This window comes from Micromonospora sp. URMC 105 (genome assembly GCF_051386295.1).
In the GTDB taxonomy this organism is placed as follows: domain Bacteria; phylum Actinomycetota; class Actinomycetes; order Mycobacteriales; family Micromonosporaceae; genus Micromonospora.
The window spans coordinates 1-14,254 of the sequence record NZ_JBPQTL010000069.1 but is presented as its reverse complement, the minus strand read 5'-3'; the positions used below and the strand labels follow the sequence as shown (position 1 = coordinate 14,254).

Annotated in this window: 15 protein-coding genes; 4 read left to right on the top strand and 11 right to left on the bottom strand. The window is 75.6% G+C overall.

The genetic code is table 11. From position 1 onward, the window contains the following. Positions 1-18: 18 nt before the first annotated feature. Together ACSNN7_RS20535 and ACSNN7_RS20530 are read right to left on the bottom strand one after the other, a co-directional pair. On the bottom strand, positions 19-735 hold the full coding sequence (locus ACSNN7_RS20535; RefSeq protein WP_436682537.1) for an HD domain-containing protein: 717 nt from the start codon (positions 733-735) through the stop codon (positions 19-21). 79 nt (positions 736-814) lie between these two features. After that, entirely contained in the window at positions 815-1,822 is a 1,008-nt protein-coding gene (locus ACSNN7_RS20530) for a LacI family DNA-binding transcriptional regulator (protein ID WP_436682536.1), read from the bottom strand. A gap of 156 nt (positions 1,823-1,978) precedes the next feature. Here ACSNN7_RS20530 and ACSNN7_RS20525 point away from each other — a divergent pair, with 156 nt between their 5' ends. The 4 genes from ACSNN7_RS20525 to ACSNN7_RS20510 all read left to right on the top strand — a co-directional run bounded on the left by ACSNN7_RS20525 (position 1,979) and on the right by ACSNN7_RS20510 (position 6,127). After that, positions 1,979-3,130 carry a Gfo/Idh/MocA family protein gene (locus tag ACSNN7_RS20525; protein WP_436682534.1) on the top strand — a complete coding sequence of 384 codons (1,152 nt, stop codon included), beginning with the start codon at positions 1,979-1,981 and terminating at the stop codon, positions 3,128-3,130. After that, positions 3,127-4,278, top strand: a complete 1,152-nt coding sequence (locus ACSNN7_RS20520) for a dihydrodipicolinate synthase family protein (protein WP_436682533.1) — start codon at positions 3,127-3,129, stop codon at positions 4,276-4,278. Before ACSNN7_RS20525 ends, ACSNN7_RS20520 begins: the two co-directional genes overlap by 4 nt. 47 nt (positions 4,279-4,325) lie before the next feature. Then, positions 4,326-5,123 carry a sugar phosphate isomerase/epimerase family protein gene (locus tag ACSNN7_RS20515; protein ID WP_436682562.1) on the top strand — a complete coding sequence of 266 codons (798 nt, stop codon included), beginning with the start codon at positions 4,326-4,328 and terminating at the stop codon, positions 5,121-5,123. 110 nt (positions 5,124-5,233) lie between these two features. Continuing rightward, on the top strand, positions 5,234-6,127 hold the full coding sequence (locus tag ACSNN7_RS20510; protein ID WP_436682561.1) for a serine hydrolase domain-containing protein: 894 nt from the start codon (positions 5,234-5,236) through the stop codon (positions 6,125-6,127). A 45-nt stretch (positions 6,128-6,172) separates the two neighbouring features. Here the strand turns inward: ACSNN7_RS20510 and ACSNN7_RS20505 are convergent, their stop codons facing one another. From ACSNN7_RS20505 to ACSNN7_RS20465, 9 genes are all read right to left on the bottom strand, one after another. Continuing rightward, entirely contained in the window at positions 6,173-7,279 is a 1,107-nt protein-coding gene (locus ACSNN7_RS20505; protein WP_436682531.1) for a nucleotide disphospho-sugar-binding domain-containing protein, read from the bottom strand. Between the two features lie 20 nt (positions 7,280-7,299). Further along, positions 7,300-8,055 carry a hypothetical protein gene (locus tag ACSNN7_RS20500; protein WP_436682530.1) on the bottom strand — a complete coding sequence of 252 codons (756 nt, stop codon included), beginning with the start codon at positions 8,053-8,055 and terminating at the stop codon, positions 7,300-7,302. 132 nt (positions 8,056-8,187) lie between these two features. Next, entirely contained in the window at positions 8,188-8,640 is a 453-nt protein-coding gene (locus ACSNN7_RS20495; protein ID WP_436682529.1) for a hypothetical protein, read from the bottom strand. Then, positions 8,637-9,572, bottom strand: coding sequence for a hypothetical protein (locus tag ACSNN7_RS20490; protein WP_436682528.1), 936 nt, complete (start codon positions 9,570-9,572; stop codon positions 8,637-8,639). The genes ACSNN7_RS20495 and ACSNN7_RS20490 overlap by 4 nt, the downstream gene beginning before the upstream one ends. Further along, complete coding sequence (locus ACSNN7_RS20485; RefSeq protein ID WP_436682526.1) at positions 9,569-10,246, bottom strand: phage tail protein; 678 nt, start codon at positions 10,244-10,246, stop codon at positions 9,569-9,571. Before ACSNN7_RS20485 ends, ACSNN7_RS20490 begins: the two co-directional genes overlap by 4 nt. After that, positions 10,227-12,869, bottom strand: a complete 2,643-nt coding sequence (locus tag ACSNN7_RS20480; RefSeq protein WP_436682524.1) for a putative baseplate assembly protein — start codon at positions 12,867-12,869, stop codon at positions 10,227-10,229. The genes ACSNN7_RS20485 and ACSNN7_RS20480 overlap by 20 nt, the downstream gene beginning before the upstream one ends. Beyond that, on the bottom strand, positions 12,866-13,324 hold the full coding sequence (locus ACSNN7_RS20475) for a GPW/gp25 family protein (RefSeq protein WP_436682522.1): 459 nt from the start codon (positions 13,322-13,324) through the stop codon (positions 12,866-12,868). The genes ACSNN7_RS20480 and ACSNN7_RS20475 overlap by 4 nt, the downstream gene beginning before the upstream one ends. Further along, a complete protein-coding gene (locus tag ACSNN7_RS20470) occupies positions 13,321-13,659 on the bottom strand; it encodes a hypothetical protein (protein WP_436682520.1) in 339 nt (112 codons plus the stop codon). The genes ACSNN7_RS20475 and ACSNN7_RS20470 overlap by 4 nt, the downstream gene beginning before the upstream one ends. Next, the coding region (locus tag ACSNN7_RS20465) for a phage baseplate assembly protein V (RefSeq protein WP_436682519.1) at positions 13,659-14,254 on the bottom strand (596 nt) is incomplete at its 5' end. The genes ACSNN7_RS20465 and ACSNN7_RS20470, both read right to left, overlap by 1 nt.

Here is a 14,254-nt window from a genome sequence, read left to right as displayed (position 1 = left end):
TCGACCGTTGCGGGCCTCCTAGTTGGGCTGGTCGAGGATCGCGCTGAACCGCTCCTCGGCCAAGGCCAGCTGGGCGAAGATGTGCCGCTTCACCGGCGCCGACAGCGGCGTGTCCGGCCGGCTGATCAGGTCGCGGAAGACCGGCACCAGCGGCCGGTACTTCGCCGCCGACCGGGCCACCTTCGGCCCGATGGTGTAGACCACGCCCACCCCGTTGTCGGTGAAGTCCGACATCTTGATCACCCGCGCCCACGGCTCCCGGTCCAGGCTGGCCGCCACGTGCTCGCGGTACTGGGCGTTGCGGTCGCGGTCGGGGTCGTACTCCGGGTTGGTGACCGCACCGACCAGCCGGGCGACCCGCGGACCGAAGCGCGCGGCCAGCGCGGCCAGCGCCGCCGCCGTCGGATCCGCGGCGCCGGGCCCGGCCAGCTCGTCCGGGTGGTCCTCCACCGCGTCGTGCAGCAGCCCGGCGACGATGACGTCCACGTCGCGCACCTCGTAGTGGTGCATCATCCGGATCGCCACCCGCAGCAGGTGGTTGAGGTACGGCTCGCGCACCCGCCGGTCGTCGCGGTGCAGGTCCGCAGCGAGGTCGAGGGCGGCGGTGAGGCGGTCCCGCTGCGCCGGGTCGAACGCCCGGATCTCCAGGCGGAACCGCTCCAGCAGGCCGGGTTCGCCGTGGATCTCGGTGATCGCGTGCATCGGCATGGTCGCGAGGTACGGCGGGAACTCCATGGACCACTTATAGCCGATCTTCACTACCGGCCCGCCCCGGCCGTCGTGTACGCGACGGCTCACGCCGCTTCGGGGACGGTCAGGCGGGGGCGGGGCCGAGGCTGTCGCGGCGGACGAGTTCGGCGGGAAGCACCTCGACCCGGGGACGGTCGACGGCCGGTTCCAGGGCCAGGGTCATCGCGCGGGCGCCCAGCTCGACCAGGGGGAGCCGGACGGTGGTCAGCGCGGGCGTGACGTCGGCGGCGACCGGCATGTCGTCGAAACCGACGACGGAGACCTCGCCGGGGACCCGGACCCCCCGGGCGCGCAGCAGGGTCAGCGCGCCGACCGCCATCGAGTCGTTGAGCGCGGCCAGCGCGGTCAGCCCCGGTACGGCGTCCAGCAGCTCGGCCGCGGCGCGGGCGCCGCCGTCGCGGGTGAAGTCGGCGTAGCGGACCCGCTGCGCCGGCAGCGTGTCGGCCAGCCCCTCGGCGACGCCGGCGAGGCGGTCGCTGGTGGTGGTCAGCTCCCGGGGGCCGGCGATCACGCCGACCCGGCGGTGACCCAGCCGGCGCAGTTCCGCGCCGAGCAGGCGCGCGCCGTCGGTGTTGGCCGGCATCACCGCGTCGCCGGGGTGCTCGTGCCGGCCGATCACGGCCACCCGGCCGCCGGTCGCCTCGTACGCGGCCAGCTTCTCGGTGAGCCGGGCGGTGAAGTCGGGGTCGTGGTAGCCCGAGCCGGCCAGCACGATCGCGGCGACCTGCTGGCCCCGCAGCATCTCGACGTACTCCAGCTCCCGCTCCGGATCGCGGTAGCTGTTGCAGATGATCACCAGCCGGCCCCGGTCGGTGGCCACCCGTTGCAGGCCCCGGGTCACCTCGGCGAAGTACGGGTCGGAGACGTCGTGCACCACCACGCCGACCACGCTGCGCTGCGGCCGGGCCAGCAGCTGGGCGTGCGCGTTCGGGACGTAGCGCAGGTCGGCGACGGCGCGCAGCACCCGTTCACGGAGCTCGTCGGCGACCGGCTTGCTGCTGCCGTTGATCACCCGGGAGGCGGTGGCGGGGGAGACGCCCGCGCGGCGGGCGACGTCGGCCAGCGTCGCCAATGGCCACCCCCGAAACCTGCCCGCCCCCGGTCCCGCGCCCCGCGGTCGGGCAAAGGCTACCGCACGGGTGTCAGGAAAGCCCTTGCCCGCATGCCGAGCGGACCCCTACGCTGCCAGGAAAGCGCTTGCCTGAGCTGTCTCGACGGAAGGACGACCATGACCCGAAGGTCGATCGGCATCATCGTCAACGGCGTCACCGGTCGGATGGGGTACCGCCAGCATCTGGTCCGGTCCCTGCTGGCCCTCCGCGAGCAGGGCGGCCTGCCGCTGCCCGACGGCACCCGGATCTGGCCCGAGCCGGTCCTGGTCGGCCGGGACGAGGGCCGCCTGCGCGCCGTCGCCGAGCGGCACGGGCTCACCGACTGGACCACCGACCTCGCCGCCGCGCTGGCCCGCGACGACGTCGAGATCTACTTCGACGCCCAGGTCACCCAGCAGCGGGAGAAGGCCATCCGGCAGGCGATCGAGGCCGGCAAGCACATCTACACCGAGAAGCCCCTCGCCGAGTCCAGCGTGGCCGCGCTGGAACTCGTCCGCGCCGCCGACGCGGCCGGCGTCCGCACCGGCGTCGTGCAGGACAAGCTCTTCCTGCCCGGCCTGCGCAAGCTCAAGCGGCTGATCGACGGCGGCTTCTTCGGCCGGATCCTCTCCGTGCGCGGCGAGTTCGGCTACTGGGTCTTCGAGGGCGACTGGCAGCCCGCCCAGCGGCCCTCCTGGAACTACCGGGCCGAGGACGGCGGCGGCATCGTCATGGACATGTTCCCGCACTGGCAGTACGTGCTGGAGGAACTCTTCGCCCCGATCCGGGCGGTCACCTGTCTCGCCGCCACCCACATCCCCGAGCGGGTCGACGAGACCGGCCGGTCGTACCCGGCCACCGCCGACGACGCCGCGTACGGCATCTTCGAACTCGACGGCGGGATCGTCGCCGCGCTCAACTCCTCCTGGTGCACCCGGGTGCACCGCGACGAACTGGTCGAGTTCCACGTCGACGGCACCGCCGGCAGCGCCGTCGCCGGGCTGCGCCGCTGCCGCGTCCAGCACCGGGCGGTGACCCCGAAGCCGGTGTGGAACCCCGACCTGCCGGCCACCGAGGACTTCCGCGCCCAGTGGACCGAGGTGCCGGACAACGAGGACTTCGACAACGGCTTCAAGGTGCAGTGGGAGGCGTTTCTGCGGCACGTCGTCACCGGCGCGCCGTTCGCCTGGGACTTCCTCGCCGGAGCGCGCGGCGTGCAGCTCGCCGAGCTGGGGCTCCGCTCGGCCCGCGAGGGCTGCCGCGTCGAGGTGCCGGAGCTGACCCGGTGAGCGGCACCGTCCGGCTGCCGGGCGTCGGGGCGTACCGGCTGCGCGGGGGCGCCGGGTTCGCCCGCCCGAGCGGCCCGGCGACCAGCCGGGTGGCGTACGCGGCGGCGCACGTGGTCGCCGACCCGGCAGCGGAGAACGTGCCGGGCGCCCCGGCCGCCGTCGACTGGGAGTCCACCCTGGCCTTCCGGCGGCACCTGTGGTCGTACGGGCTCGGGGTGGCCGAGGCGATGGACACCGCCCAGCGCGGCATGGGACTCGATCACCCGGCCACCCGCGAGCTGATCCGGCGCAGCGCTGCCGAGGCCCGGGCGGTCGGCGGCCGGATCGTCGCCGGGGTCGCCACCGACCAGCTCCCACCGGGGCCCGCCACCCTGCCCGACATCCGCCGGGCGTACGCCGAGCAGCTCGCCGCCACCGTCGACGCGGGCGCCCGGGCCGTGCTGATGTGCAGCCGGCACCTGGCGGCCGCCGCCCGCGGCCCCGACGACTACCTGCGGGTGTACGGCGAGGTGCTGGCCGAGGCCGACGAGCCCGTCGTGCTGCACTGGCTCGGCGACATGTTCGACCCGGCGCTGGCCGGCTACTGGGGCTCGACCGACCTGGACGAGGCCACCGAGACGGTGCTGCACCTGATCAAGGACCACCAGCGGCGGATCGACGGCATCAAGGTCTCCCTGCTCGACGCCGGCCGGGAGGTCGCGCTGCGCCGCCGGCTGCCCGCCGGGGTACGCCTCTACACCGGCGACGACTTCCACTACCCGGAGCTGATCCGCGGCGACGAGCAGGGGCACTCCGACGCGCTGCTCGGCGTCTTCGCCGCCATCGCCCCGGCCGCCGCCGCCGCGCTGACCGCCCTGGACCGGGGCGACCTCGCCGCGTACGACGCGGCGTTCGCGCCCACCCTGCCGCTGGCCCGGCACCTGTTCGCCGCCCCCACCTGGCACTACAAGACCGGCATCGTCTTCCTCGCCTGGCTGGCCGGGCACCAGGAACACTTCACCATGGTGGCCGGGCAGCAGGCCGGACGCTCACCGGCGTACCTGGCCCGGCTGCTCGTCCTCGCCGACGCCGCGGGGCTGCTGCCCGATGCCGAGGCGGCCGCCGCGCGGGCGCGGGCCTTCTTCACCGTGGCGGGGGTGGCCCAGTGACCGCGCAAGGGGCCGGCGTCGGCGGGCGGGTGGTGCCGGCCGCCGGGCTGGAGCGGTTCTCCTTCAACCAGGCCACCGCGAAGCACTGGCCGCTGGCCGAGGTCGTCGCTGGCTGCGCGGCGGCCGGCGTACCCGGGATCGGGCTCTGGCGCGAGCCGGTCGCCGAGTACGGCCTGGACCGGGCGGCCCGGCTGGTCCGCGACGCCGGGCTGACCGTCACCTCGCTGTGCCGGGGTGGCTTCTTCACCGCCCCGGGCTGGTACGACGAGAACCGGCGGGCCATCGAGGAGGCCGCCGCCCTGGGCACCGGTGAACTGGTGCTGGTCTCCGGCGGACTGCCGCCCGGCAGCCGCGACCTCGACGGGGCCCGGCGGATGGTCGCCGACGCCGTCGGCGCACTCGCACCGGAGGCCGCCGCCGCGGGGGTGCGGCTGGCCATCGAGCCGCTGCACCCGATGTTCTGCGCCGACCGGTGCGTGGTCGCCACGCTCGGGCAGGCCCTCGACATCGCCGAGCAATTCGACCCGGCCGTGGTGGGCGTGGTGGTCGACACGTACCACGTCTGGTGGGACGACAGCGTCCACGACCAGATCGCCCGGGCCGGCGCGCGGATCGCCGCGTTCCAGGTGGCGGACTGGGTGACCCCGCTGCCCGAGGGCGTGCTGCTCGGCCGGGCGCTGCCGGGGGAGGGCTGCGTCGAGCTGCGCCGGCTGCGCGAGGCGGTCGACGCGGCCGGCTACACCGGCCCGGTCGAGGTGGAGGTCTTCCAGGCCGACCTCTGGTCCCGCCCCGGCGAGCAGGTGCTCGCCGCCGCGATCGCCGGCTACCGCGACCACGTCCGCTGACCCCACCCCGGCTCGGCCGGGCCACCGTCGCCGCCGCCGCGGGACGGCAGCGGAGCAGCAAGAGGCCTTAGGGTCGGCAGATGTCCACCGTCCCGCAGATCCGAGGCTCGATGCTCGCCGTGGCCGGCGACACCACGATCGCGGAGGTCACCTCCGACGACTGCACCCCGCGTACCCGGTTCCAGATCGCGTCGCTGAGCAAACAGTTCACCGCAGCAGCCGTCCTGCTGCTGGCCGAACGGAGCGCACTGCGCCTGGACGACCCGATCGGGCGCTGGATCGGCGGATGCCCGCCGTCGTGGCACGGCATCACGCTGCACCACCTGCTCAGCCACACCTCCGGGCTGGGGCACTGGCACGACTACCCCATGATCGACCTCGCCCGCCGGGTGGAGCCGGCCGACCTGCTGGAGACGTTCCATTCGGTTGCGCCGCTGTTCCCACCCGGCGCGGGCTGGCACTACAGCAGTCCGGGATACGTACTGCTGGCGCACGTGGCACAACGAGCCGCCGACGAGCAGTTCCGCGACCTGCTCACGCGCACGGTCTTCGCGCCGCTGCAGATGGCGGACACCTTCGCCGGTCTCCCGGCGGACCGGGCGGACGTCGCTCGTGGACACGACCGGGACGGCCGGCCGGTCCCGTCCTGGGAGCTGGACGTCCTGGGGATGGGGACCGGCGACATCTGGTCCACCGCCCGGGATCTGCTCGCCTGGATCGACGGCCTACGGGCCGGGCGGCTGCTCGGCGAGCGGTACCGGAAGCTCATGCTGACCGAGCAGGCACGGACCGGCGGCCGGGAGGACGCAGACGGGTACGGATACGGCTGGTTCCTCGGCTCGTGGGAGGGCAGGGCCTGGTTTCACCACTCCGGGGAGAACGCCGGATTCCGCGCCTTCGACGCCTGCCTCCCCGACACGAACCACCGGGTCCTGGTGCTGAGCAACTGCGAGGCGACGAGTCCCGCCGTCGTCACCGACCTGTTGGCGGTCGCGCTCGGCTGAACCGCCCCACACCACCTCGGGCGGCTGGGCGGCACCGGGGCGGCGTCAGACCAGCGCGGCCAGCCGGGGCACCAGCTCCGCCGGCGCCGGCATCGCGGCGATCTCCCGGCTGACCTGACCGGCCGCGGTCCGCAGGTCGGCGTCGGTCACCAGCCGGGTCAGCGTCTCGGCGGTGATGTCCCGGGGGCGCAGCGCCAGGCCGGCGCCGCGGCGGGCCACCAGCTCGGCGTTGTGCCGCCGGTCGCCCGCCCCCACCGTGGCCAGCTGTGGCAGCCCGGCGACGAGGGCGCCGAGGACGCTGCCCGCCCCGCCGTGATGGACCAGGGCCGCGCTCGCCGGCAGGGCCGCGTCGAGGGGGATCCAGTCGACCACCCGGACGTTGCCGGGCAGCGCGCGGGCCGACCGGCGGTCCGGCCGGACCAGCACGAACTCCGCGTCCACCTGGGCGGCGGCCGCCACCACTGCGGGCATCGGCCCCTCGTCGCCCGGGCCGGTCAGGGTGCTGCGGCTGACCAGGACCCGGGGCCGCGCGCCCGGCTCGCGCAACCAGTCCGGCAGCTCACCGCCGCCGACGTAGGAGGCGTACCGCATCGGCCAGCCGTCCTGGTGGGTCACGCTGGGCGGGGCGACGGCCAGAGCGGCGGCGGGCGGCGGCAGCTCGGTCAGGCCGTGCCGGCGCAGCGCGCCGCCGAGCCGGGCGGTGGTGGCGCGGACCAGGTCCCGGCCGTCGAAGAGGGCGTTCTCCTGGCGGACCGCCGGCACGCCCAGCCGGGCGGCGGCCACCGCGCCGGCCACCGCGAACGGCTCGTGCAGCACCAGGTCCGGTCGCCACTCGGTGGCCAGCGCGACCACCCGGTCGGTGAGCTGGTCGTTGAGGGCGCCGAAGAGCAGGCCGGCGCCGCGGGTGCCGGCGGTGCCGGCCAACTCGGCGCGGGCGATCAGCGGGTGGCGCAGCATGATGGGCAGGGCGATCCGGCCGAGGTCGAACCCGGGCGCGACGTCCCGCACCGGCAGGCCGGCGCCCTCGACGGCGAGGCCACCGCCCCCGGTGGCGAGCAGCACCTCGTGGCCGGCGTCGCGCAGCGCGGCGGCGAGCGGCACGAGCGGGAAGACGTGGCCGACCAGCGGCGCGGAGACCACGAGGACACGCATGACGTCGATCCTAGGGCCGGTCAGCGGGTGGGGAGGGCGGCCGTCACCCGGACGGCCTTGACGATCGCGGGAATGGAGCCGATCAGCAGGACCAGGCCCCAGACGATCGCGACCACCGCGAAGACCAGCGCGCCCACGTCGTCGAGGATGCTCACCACGACGACCGGCACCAGGTTGTGCAGGAACTCCAGCAGCACCGTGCAGAGCAGCGTGGTGAGCGCCAGCAGCACCAGCCCCTTGTTCTGCAGGAAGCGGGGCTGGGCGAGCAGCAGCAGCACCACCCAGACCAGCTTGAGCAGCAGCACCAGGCCGAGCAGCAGGCTCGCCTCGCCGACCGGGAAGAAGCCCCACAGCGCCAGGTACGCCAGCGTGCCGAAGGGTGCCGCCAGGAACAGCGAGACCATGATGGACAGCTCCACGAAGGCGAGCACCAGCATCAGCAGCGACACCAGGATCAGCACGATCGAGAAGACCAGGGTCGCCACGCCCTGCACCCGCCCCTGGACCCGGTCCGGCAGCACCAGGCTCAGGCAGAACAGCCCCGTCGTCCAGAGCGCCACCACGTCGATCAGCGCCAGGTAGCCGGTGCCCCGCCCGGACGGCTCGTCGACCCGGCCCACCTCGCCGACGTCCACCCCCAGGTCCTGCGCGCCGGCCCGCAGCGCGCCGCTCGCGTCCCCGCCGCCGGTGAGCAGCGACGCGCCCAGCTCCACCCCGACCACCAGCGCGACCGCCAGCAGCGCCAGCAGCAGGAACGGCTTGCGCAGCTCACCCATGGCGGGCCTCCTCGCGGGTCGGGCCGGCGCGCCACGGCAGGCCGTCCGCCGTCCGGCGCGTGGCGGCGTACGGTGCCGAGGCCCGCGGGAGCGCTGCGGCCCGGCTGCCCGGGGCCGCCCACGGCCACCGGGTCAGGATCCGATGGTGACCGCGCACGCCGCACCTCCCGCACAGCCGACGGTGATCTCGGTGGGCCGGTCGACGGCGACCTTTGCCACCGCCGTGCCGTCCTCGCCCGGCTGCACCTCGTCGTCCACCGTGAAGCCGGCGTCGCGGGGCGCCGGGGCGGTGACCCGGAACCGGGCGGGGCTGCGCAGCACCAGGGTGCGCAGCCCGTCCGGGTCGTCGACCCGCAGCACGCAGTCGCCGACCACGGTGAGGGTGTCCCCGGTGCGCTCGCAGCCGGCCCGCACCGTCGCCGGGTCGACCGTGGCGCTGTCGCCGAACAGCCGGCCCAGCCGGCGGACGGCGCCGTCGTCGTCCGGGCCGCCCCGGTCGCCGCGACCCACGCCGACGGCCACCACGAAGAGCAGCACCAGCAGGGCGCCCAGCCCCGCCAGCAGCAGCTTGCGCCTCCCGCTCATGGCCGGGCCGCCGCCGCCCCGCCGACCTCGGTGAACCGGATCTGGTCGACCCCGGCGAAGTACCGGTCGAAGGCCTGCGTCTTGCTGACCGCCACCAGGGTCACCTGGTGCGGTCCCCGGCCGAGCCGCAGCGTGCCGACGTCCTCGAAGTCGGTGCGGACCACCTTGGGGGTGAAGCCGAGAAAGGTCCCGCCGACCTGGACGCCGTCGATCTGGAAGATGGTGTTGGCGTAGTCGAACGAGGTGGTGCGGGCGGCGGAGAAACGCCACACCGCGTCCTTCGGCAGGTCGACGGTCACCGTGACCTGGTCGCCGACCGCCAGGCCCTGGAAGAACAGCTGCCGGTCCTGCGACCAGGTGACCCCGCAGCAGTTCGGCTGGGCCACCACCTTCGCCGCGCTGCCGGTGGGCGACTCCACCTTCGCCTGCGGCACCAGGCTCTCCGCCTCCAGGGTGACCACCTGCGGCTCGCCGGGGGCGGGGGCGTCGTCGGGCCGGGTCACCAGCCAGCCCACCACCGCCCCGACCAGCACCACCAGCGCCACCGCCGCGGCGATCCACGGCCACGGCGCGCGCCGCGGCGGCGCGACGGCGCGGACCTCGTACGTCACCCGGCCGCTGGAGCGGGAGCTCTCCTCGGGCGCGGTGTTCGCCGAGTACGCGAAGCCGGTCATGTCGTAGCGGCGGGGCGCGGTGCCGGGCGGCACGGCGAGGCGGACCAGGAAGGAGACCGACCCCTGGCCGGGCACCACCCGCTGCGGCTCGGCGACGCTGAACCAGGAGCGCTGGCTCCCCTCGCCGGGGGCGACGTCGAAGACCACGGTGTCCGGGGCCGCGCCGGGGTTGGAGACGGTGAAGGTGAGTTCGCCGTGGTTGCCGGTGTCGAGGGTGAACTGCTCGGCGGCGGCGACGACGGCCCATTCGGTGGTCATGACGGCTCCTCTGCGGACGGTCCCGGAGGTGGAAGGGTGCGTGGGGGCGGAACGGAGGCCCGGCCGACCGCCGGGCCGACGGGCGGCGGCGGGGAATCGACGGGCGGGCCGGGGTCGGCCGGGTGGCCCGGCTCCGGCTCGACGGGCGGATCCCGGTTCGGGCCGGCGTCGCCGAGCAGGACGACCTCGGCGGTCACCGCCGCCGGCTTCTCCGCCGCCACGATCCGGGCGATCACGGCGAGCCGGTCGGCGGCGGCCGGCGGCACCCGGACCACCAGGTGGAACGGCCGGTCGACCGGTTCGTCCAGGACGAACCCGGTGACCCCGGTGGCCAGTTCCAGGGCGCTGCGCATCCCGTACGGGGTGCCCCGCCACCGGGCCAGGTGCGCGCCGTGCGCCACCAGGTCCCGCAGCCGCCCCACCGGCAGCTCGGCCGGCGCGTCCGCGCGGGGCGAGGCGAGCACGTGGTCCATCGCCACCCACCGGGTCAGGTAGGCGACGAAGCCGTCCGGGGCCCGGTACGGGCCGAACAGCGCGTCGACGTCGGCGAGCACCGCCTCGTCCGGGGCGTGCAGCGCCTCCATCACCTCCAGCAGCGCGAAGAGCACGCTGCCGGGGACGCTGGCCCGCTGGTACGCCGCGGGCAGCAACCGCTCAATCGCCGCTCGGCGCATCCTGCCGCACCACCTCGATGTCGTGCTCGCCGGAGCAGAGCAGCCAGGTGTCGGGAACGGTCACCACGTCGGCGGTGGCCTGGTTGGCGCTGGGCGTCCAGTCGGCGGCGTCGCCGCTGCGATACACCCCGCGTTCACCGCCGGCCAGGATCAGCCGGTCGGTCCCGCCGGTGGCGGCGATCGCGTCGACCGGCACGAAGCGGGACCGGTCGCGCAGCGGCAGGCCGCAGTTGACCATCACCGGCTGCCACTGCGGCTGCGCGGCCAGGGTGTCCAGCCGGACCACCCCGCCGCTCTGCGTGGCGGCCAGCGCCAGGGTGCCGGCGAAGGCCAGGTCGCGGCAGGTGCCGCCGATCCAGCCGGCCTGCACCGACTGCCACTTCACGTCCGACTCGAACAGCCGGGTGCGGTGGCAGCCCTGCCCGGGCTTCTTCGGGTCGGGCTCGCCGGCACCCGCCCAGAGCAGGGTGGCCGGGCCGTCGTACTGCACGGCGAGGACGCGGTTGTCCACGTTGGCCAGGCCTGCGTGCGCGAAGCTGCCCGGGCGGCCGGCGGCGGTGGAGAGGTAGACGCCGAACCCGGCCTGCGCGGCGACCGCCACCCCCGGCGCGCCCCGCTCGGAGACGAAGGCGCGTACGGCGTAGAAGCCCCGGTCGGCGTCGGCCGGGTCGACCAGGATCTGCAACGGCACCGAGCCGGGCAGCAGGGAGACCTCGTACAGGCCGGTGTCGGTGGCCAGCAGCAGCGCGCCCGCGCCGTCCCGGTCGATCCAGGCCACGTCGGAGATGCGGGAGTCCAGGTCGGTCACCAGCGACCAGTTCTCACCGAGGTCGGTGCTCAGGTGCACCCGGGAGCCACCGGCCGCGCGCACCGTCACCGCCGCCACCGAGCCGGGACGGGCCGTCACGCCGGGGCGTACCGGGGCGGGGGCCGGACACACCCGCACCACCGTCTCGCCCTCGAAGCGGCCGGCCGGCTCCCAGCCCGCGCCCGCGTTGGTGGAGCGGAACAGCACCTCGCCCCGCCCGGCGTACCAGGTGCGGGCCTGGTACTGGTCGACGGCGAGGGTGCGTACCTCGGCGTCGGGGGCCTCGTCGACCTCGAAGCGCACCGACTCCACGTACCGGACGCCCGGCTCGGCGTGCTCCAGCATCCGGTACACGTTGGACGCGCGCAGCGGTTCGCCGAACGCCCAGCCGGCCGGGTTCAGCGCGGTGGGCAGCGGGCTGAGCGTCTGGTGCAGCCGGTCGTGGATGCGCCGCCGCACCGCCTCGGCGTCCTCCTCCCGGCGCACCACCACCCGGGCCCGGATGGAGACCGCCTTGTACCGGGCCCAGCCGGCCCGGCAGCTCGTGCCGAGGGCGCGGCGGCGGTCCAGGTCCGCCTCGACGCGACGGCGCGCCTCCTCCACCTCGTGCTCGCGCAGCACCGACACCGGCAGCCGCCCGCCGGGCCGGGCCTCGTCCGGCACGTACGGCACCAGCACCACCTCGACCTCGCCGGGGCGGGCGAAGCTGTAGACCGCCGCCCGGGTGAACGCCCGGGCCCGGGCCACCGCGCCGGCTCCGGCGGCGAGGATCTCGAAGTCCCGCGCGGTCACCGCCCGCTGCTGGGCGAAGAACTCGTACGGCCCGCGGGCCAGCGCCGAGTCCAGCGTCTCCATGTCCCGCCCGCCGGCGGCCGGCTCCGGGTTCGCCGCCCGGACCCCGGGCAGCGGGTCGCGCAGGCTGGTCAGCGTGCCGGCGGCGACGTTGCCGGTCCGCCCGCCGCCGGCGCGGTACCAGAGCCGGACGCCCGCCCCGGCCGGCGGCACCGCGGCCACCGTCACCAGCCCGGAGCCGGCCGCCCCGCTCGCCGCCGCCCCGGTCGCCGCCTCGCCCGGCCCGGCCGGGCCGTCGCCGGTCGGGCGCAGGTCCAGCGCGGGGGCGAAGGTGACCACCCCGGAGCAGCGGTCCACCAGGTACACCTTGGCCTGCGGGCCGACGCCGGCGAAGCTGTCCACCGGCCGCCAGATCTCGTACGTGCGCCCCTCGTGCTCCCGGGCGGCCGCGCCCAGCTCCACCGAGCCGGGCGGCACCTCCACCCCGAGCAGCAGGTCCAGCGGCTCCGCCGTGCGCGCCAGCGGCGCCCGGGCGGCGCGCAGCACCTGCCCCGGCGCTCCGGTGCCGGTGCCGAGCAGTTCCGCCTCGACCGGCTCGCAGTGGTGCATCCGCACCGTCACCTCGGCCTGCCCGGCGGCCAGCCTGGCCGGCTCGGTGGTGACGAAGACGACCGGTCGCGGGTCGGCACCCCGGGCCGCGGCGACCCGGGTGCCGGCCGGGATGCGCACCGCGCCGTGGTCGCCGCCGGTACGGGTGAAGCGCACGTCCGCCCAGGCCGCCGACGGAGCGTGCCGGGCCACCCCGAGCAGGTTCAAAAACTGCACGTACGCCTTCTCCGGCAGCTGGTTCAGCCGGTAGATCATCACCTCGGTGAGGTGCGCGAACGCCTCCACCAGCGCGATTCCCGGGTCGTGCGCGGAGAGGTCGGTCCAGGCCGGGCAGGACTGCCGGATCCGCTCCCGGGCCTCGGCGACGAGGTCGAGGAAGGCGCGGTCGTCCAGGTGCGGCACGGGCAGCGTCATGACGGGTCTCCCTCGGCGTGGTCGTGGCCCGGCCCGCCGGTCTCCTCGTCGTCGGGGAGCAGGTCGACGGAGAAGACCAGCTGGCCGGGGGAGAGGCTGGCCCGGACCCGGTAGTCGAGCCGGATCACCAGCCGCCAGGGGTCGTCCGGGTCCGGCCCGGCGTCGACGTCGATCACCTCGACCCGCGGCTCCCAGCGCCGGATCGCCTGACGTACGTAGTGGATGGCCAGGCCGGCGGTGGTGTCGTCGTTGGGCGCGAAGACCAGCCGGTGCAGCCGGGAGCCGTACCCGGGGCGCATCAGCCGCTCGCCGGGGGTGGTGGAGAGCAGCAGGTACAACGCCTGGCGTACCGTCTCGTCGCCCTCGGTCATCGCCAGGCCGCCGGCGGCGGTCAACGCCAGGCCACCGGTGCGGCCGGCGTCGAAGCCGGCACCCACGAAGCGGAAGGCCCTCATCGGTCCGCCTCCACCAGGGTCTGCCGCGGGTCGCGGACGGTGTGGTGGACCAGGCCGGGTGGGGTGCCGTCGGTGAGCCCGTCCAGGTGCGACAGGACGATCCGCTGCCCGTCGACGCGCAGCCAGTCGCTGTAGCCGACCCGCACCGGCAGCGTCTTCGCGCACGGCTTGACCGTCGGCCCGTAGTTCGGGCAGGCCACGATGTCGCGCCCCTGCGGGTCGTCGTCGACCAGCACCGGTACGCCGGTGACGGTCACCCAGCGCTGCGACGCCCGGTTGGTCACCCGCCCGTCGTGGTCGCAGGTGATCACGGACTCCAGGTGGATCCAGCGCATCAGCCGCCTCCTGAACTCTGCCGGGCGAGCGCGGCGGCCCGCTCCCGCGCGGTCGGCGCGTCCTCGGTCTCCTCGGCGTGCAGGAAGTCGACGCTGCGGGCCCGCACCACCATCGCCTTCCCGGGCGCGGAGAGCACCAGGTCGGTGGCGGCGTGCAGGGTGGCCAGCTCCGGGGTCAGCTCCAGGAAGCTGCCGGTGTCGGTGCAGAGCCGCAGGCTGCGGGCCGCGTCGTCGACCACGATCGTCTGGCCGCTGCCGGTGCGCACCGACCACCGGCCGGACCTCCCGTCGGCGATGCCCGCGTCGTACGGCTCGACCCCGCCGAAGAGCGAGCCGAGGACGATCCCGGAGACCGGCTCGCCCCCGGGCAGCGCCACCAGCACGGTGTCGTCCGGGTCGGGCAGCGCCACGATCCCCTTGCCGGCCCCGGCGCCGGGGCAGAGCACGGCCAGCCAGCCCGCGTCGAGGTCCCCGTAGGCGGGCAGGCTGAGCCGGACCCGCCCGAGCCGGTCCGGGTCGGCCACGTCGGTGACCGTGCCGAGGGTGACCACCGCGCCGGCCGCCGCGTCGAGCTGGCCGGGGCGCAGCGCCGGGT

Bases quoted from the DNA above. Each gene is read 5' to 3' on its own strand.
- ACSNN7_RS20535 (WP_436682537.1), bottom strand. From the start codon at position 735: ATGGAGTTCCCGCCGTACCTCGCGACCATGCCGATGCACGCGATCACC.
- ACSNN7_RS20525 (WP_436682534.1), top strand. From the start codon at position 1,979: ATGACCCGAAGGTCGATCGGCATCATCGTCAACGGCGTCACCGGTCGG.
- ACSNN7_RS20510 (WP_436682561.1), top strand. From the start codon at position 5,234: ATGCTCGCCGTGGCCGGCGACACCACGATCGCGGAGGTCACCTCCGAC.
- ACSNN7_RS20505 (WP_436682531.1), bottom strand. From the start codon at position 7,279: ATGCGTGTCCTCGTGGTCTCCGCGCCGCTGGTCGGCCACGTCTTCCCG.
- ACSNN7_RS20500 (WP_436682530.1), bottom strand. From the start codon at position 8,055: ATGGGTGAGCTGCGCAAGCCGTTCCTGCTGCTGGCGCTGCTGGCGGTC.
- ACSNN7_RS20495 (WP_436682529.1), bottom strand. From the start codon at position 8,640: ATGAGCGGGAGGCGCAAGCTGCTGCTGGCGGGGCTGGGCGCCCTGCTG.
- ACSNN7_RS20490 (WP_436682528.1), bottom strand. From the start codon at position 9,572: ATGACCACCGAATGGGCCGTCGTCGCCGCCGCCGAGCAGTTCACCCTC.
- ACSNN7_RS20485 (WP_436682526.1), bottom strand. From the start codon at position 10,246: ATGCGCCGAGCGGCGATTGAGCGGTTGCTGCCCGCGGCGTACCAGCGG.
- ACSNN7_RS20480 (WP_436682524.1), bottom strand. From the start codon at position 12,869: ATGACGCTGCCCGTGCCGCACCTGGACGACCGCGCCTTCCTCGACCTC.
- ACSNN7_RS20475 (WP_436682522.1), bottom strand. From the start codon at position 13,324: ATGAGGGCCTTCCGCTTCGTGGGTGCCGGCTTCGACGCCGGCCGCACC.
- ACSNN7_RS20470 (WP_436682520.1), bottom strand. From the start codon at position 13,659: ATGCGCTGGATCCACCTGGAGTCCGTGATCACCTGCGACCACGACGGG.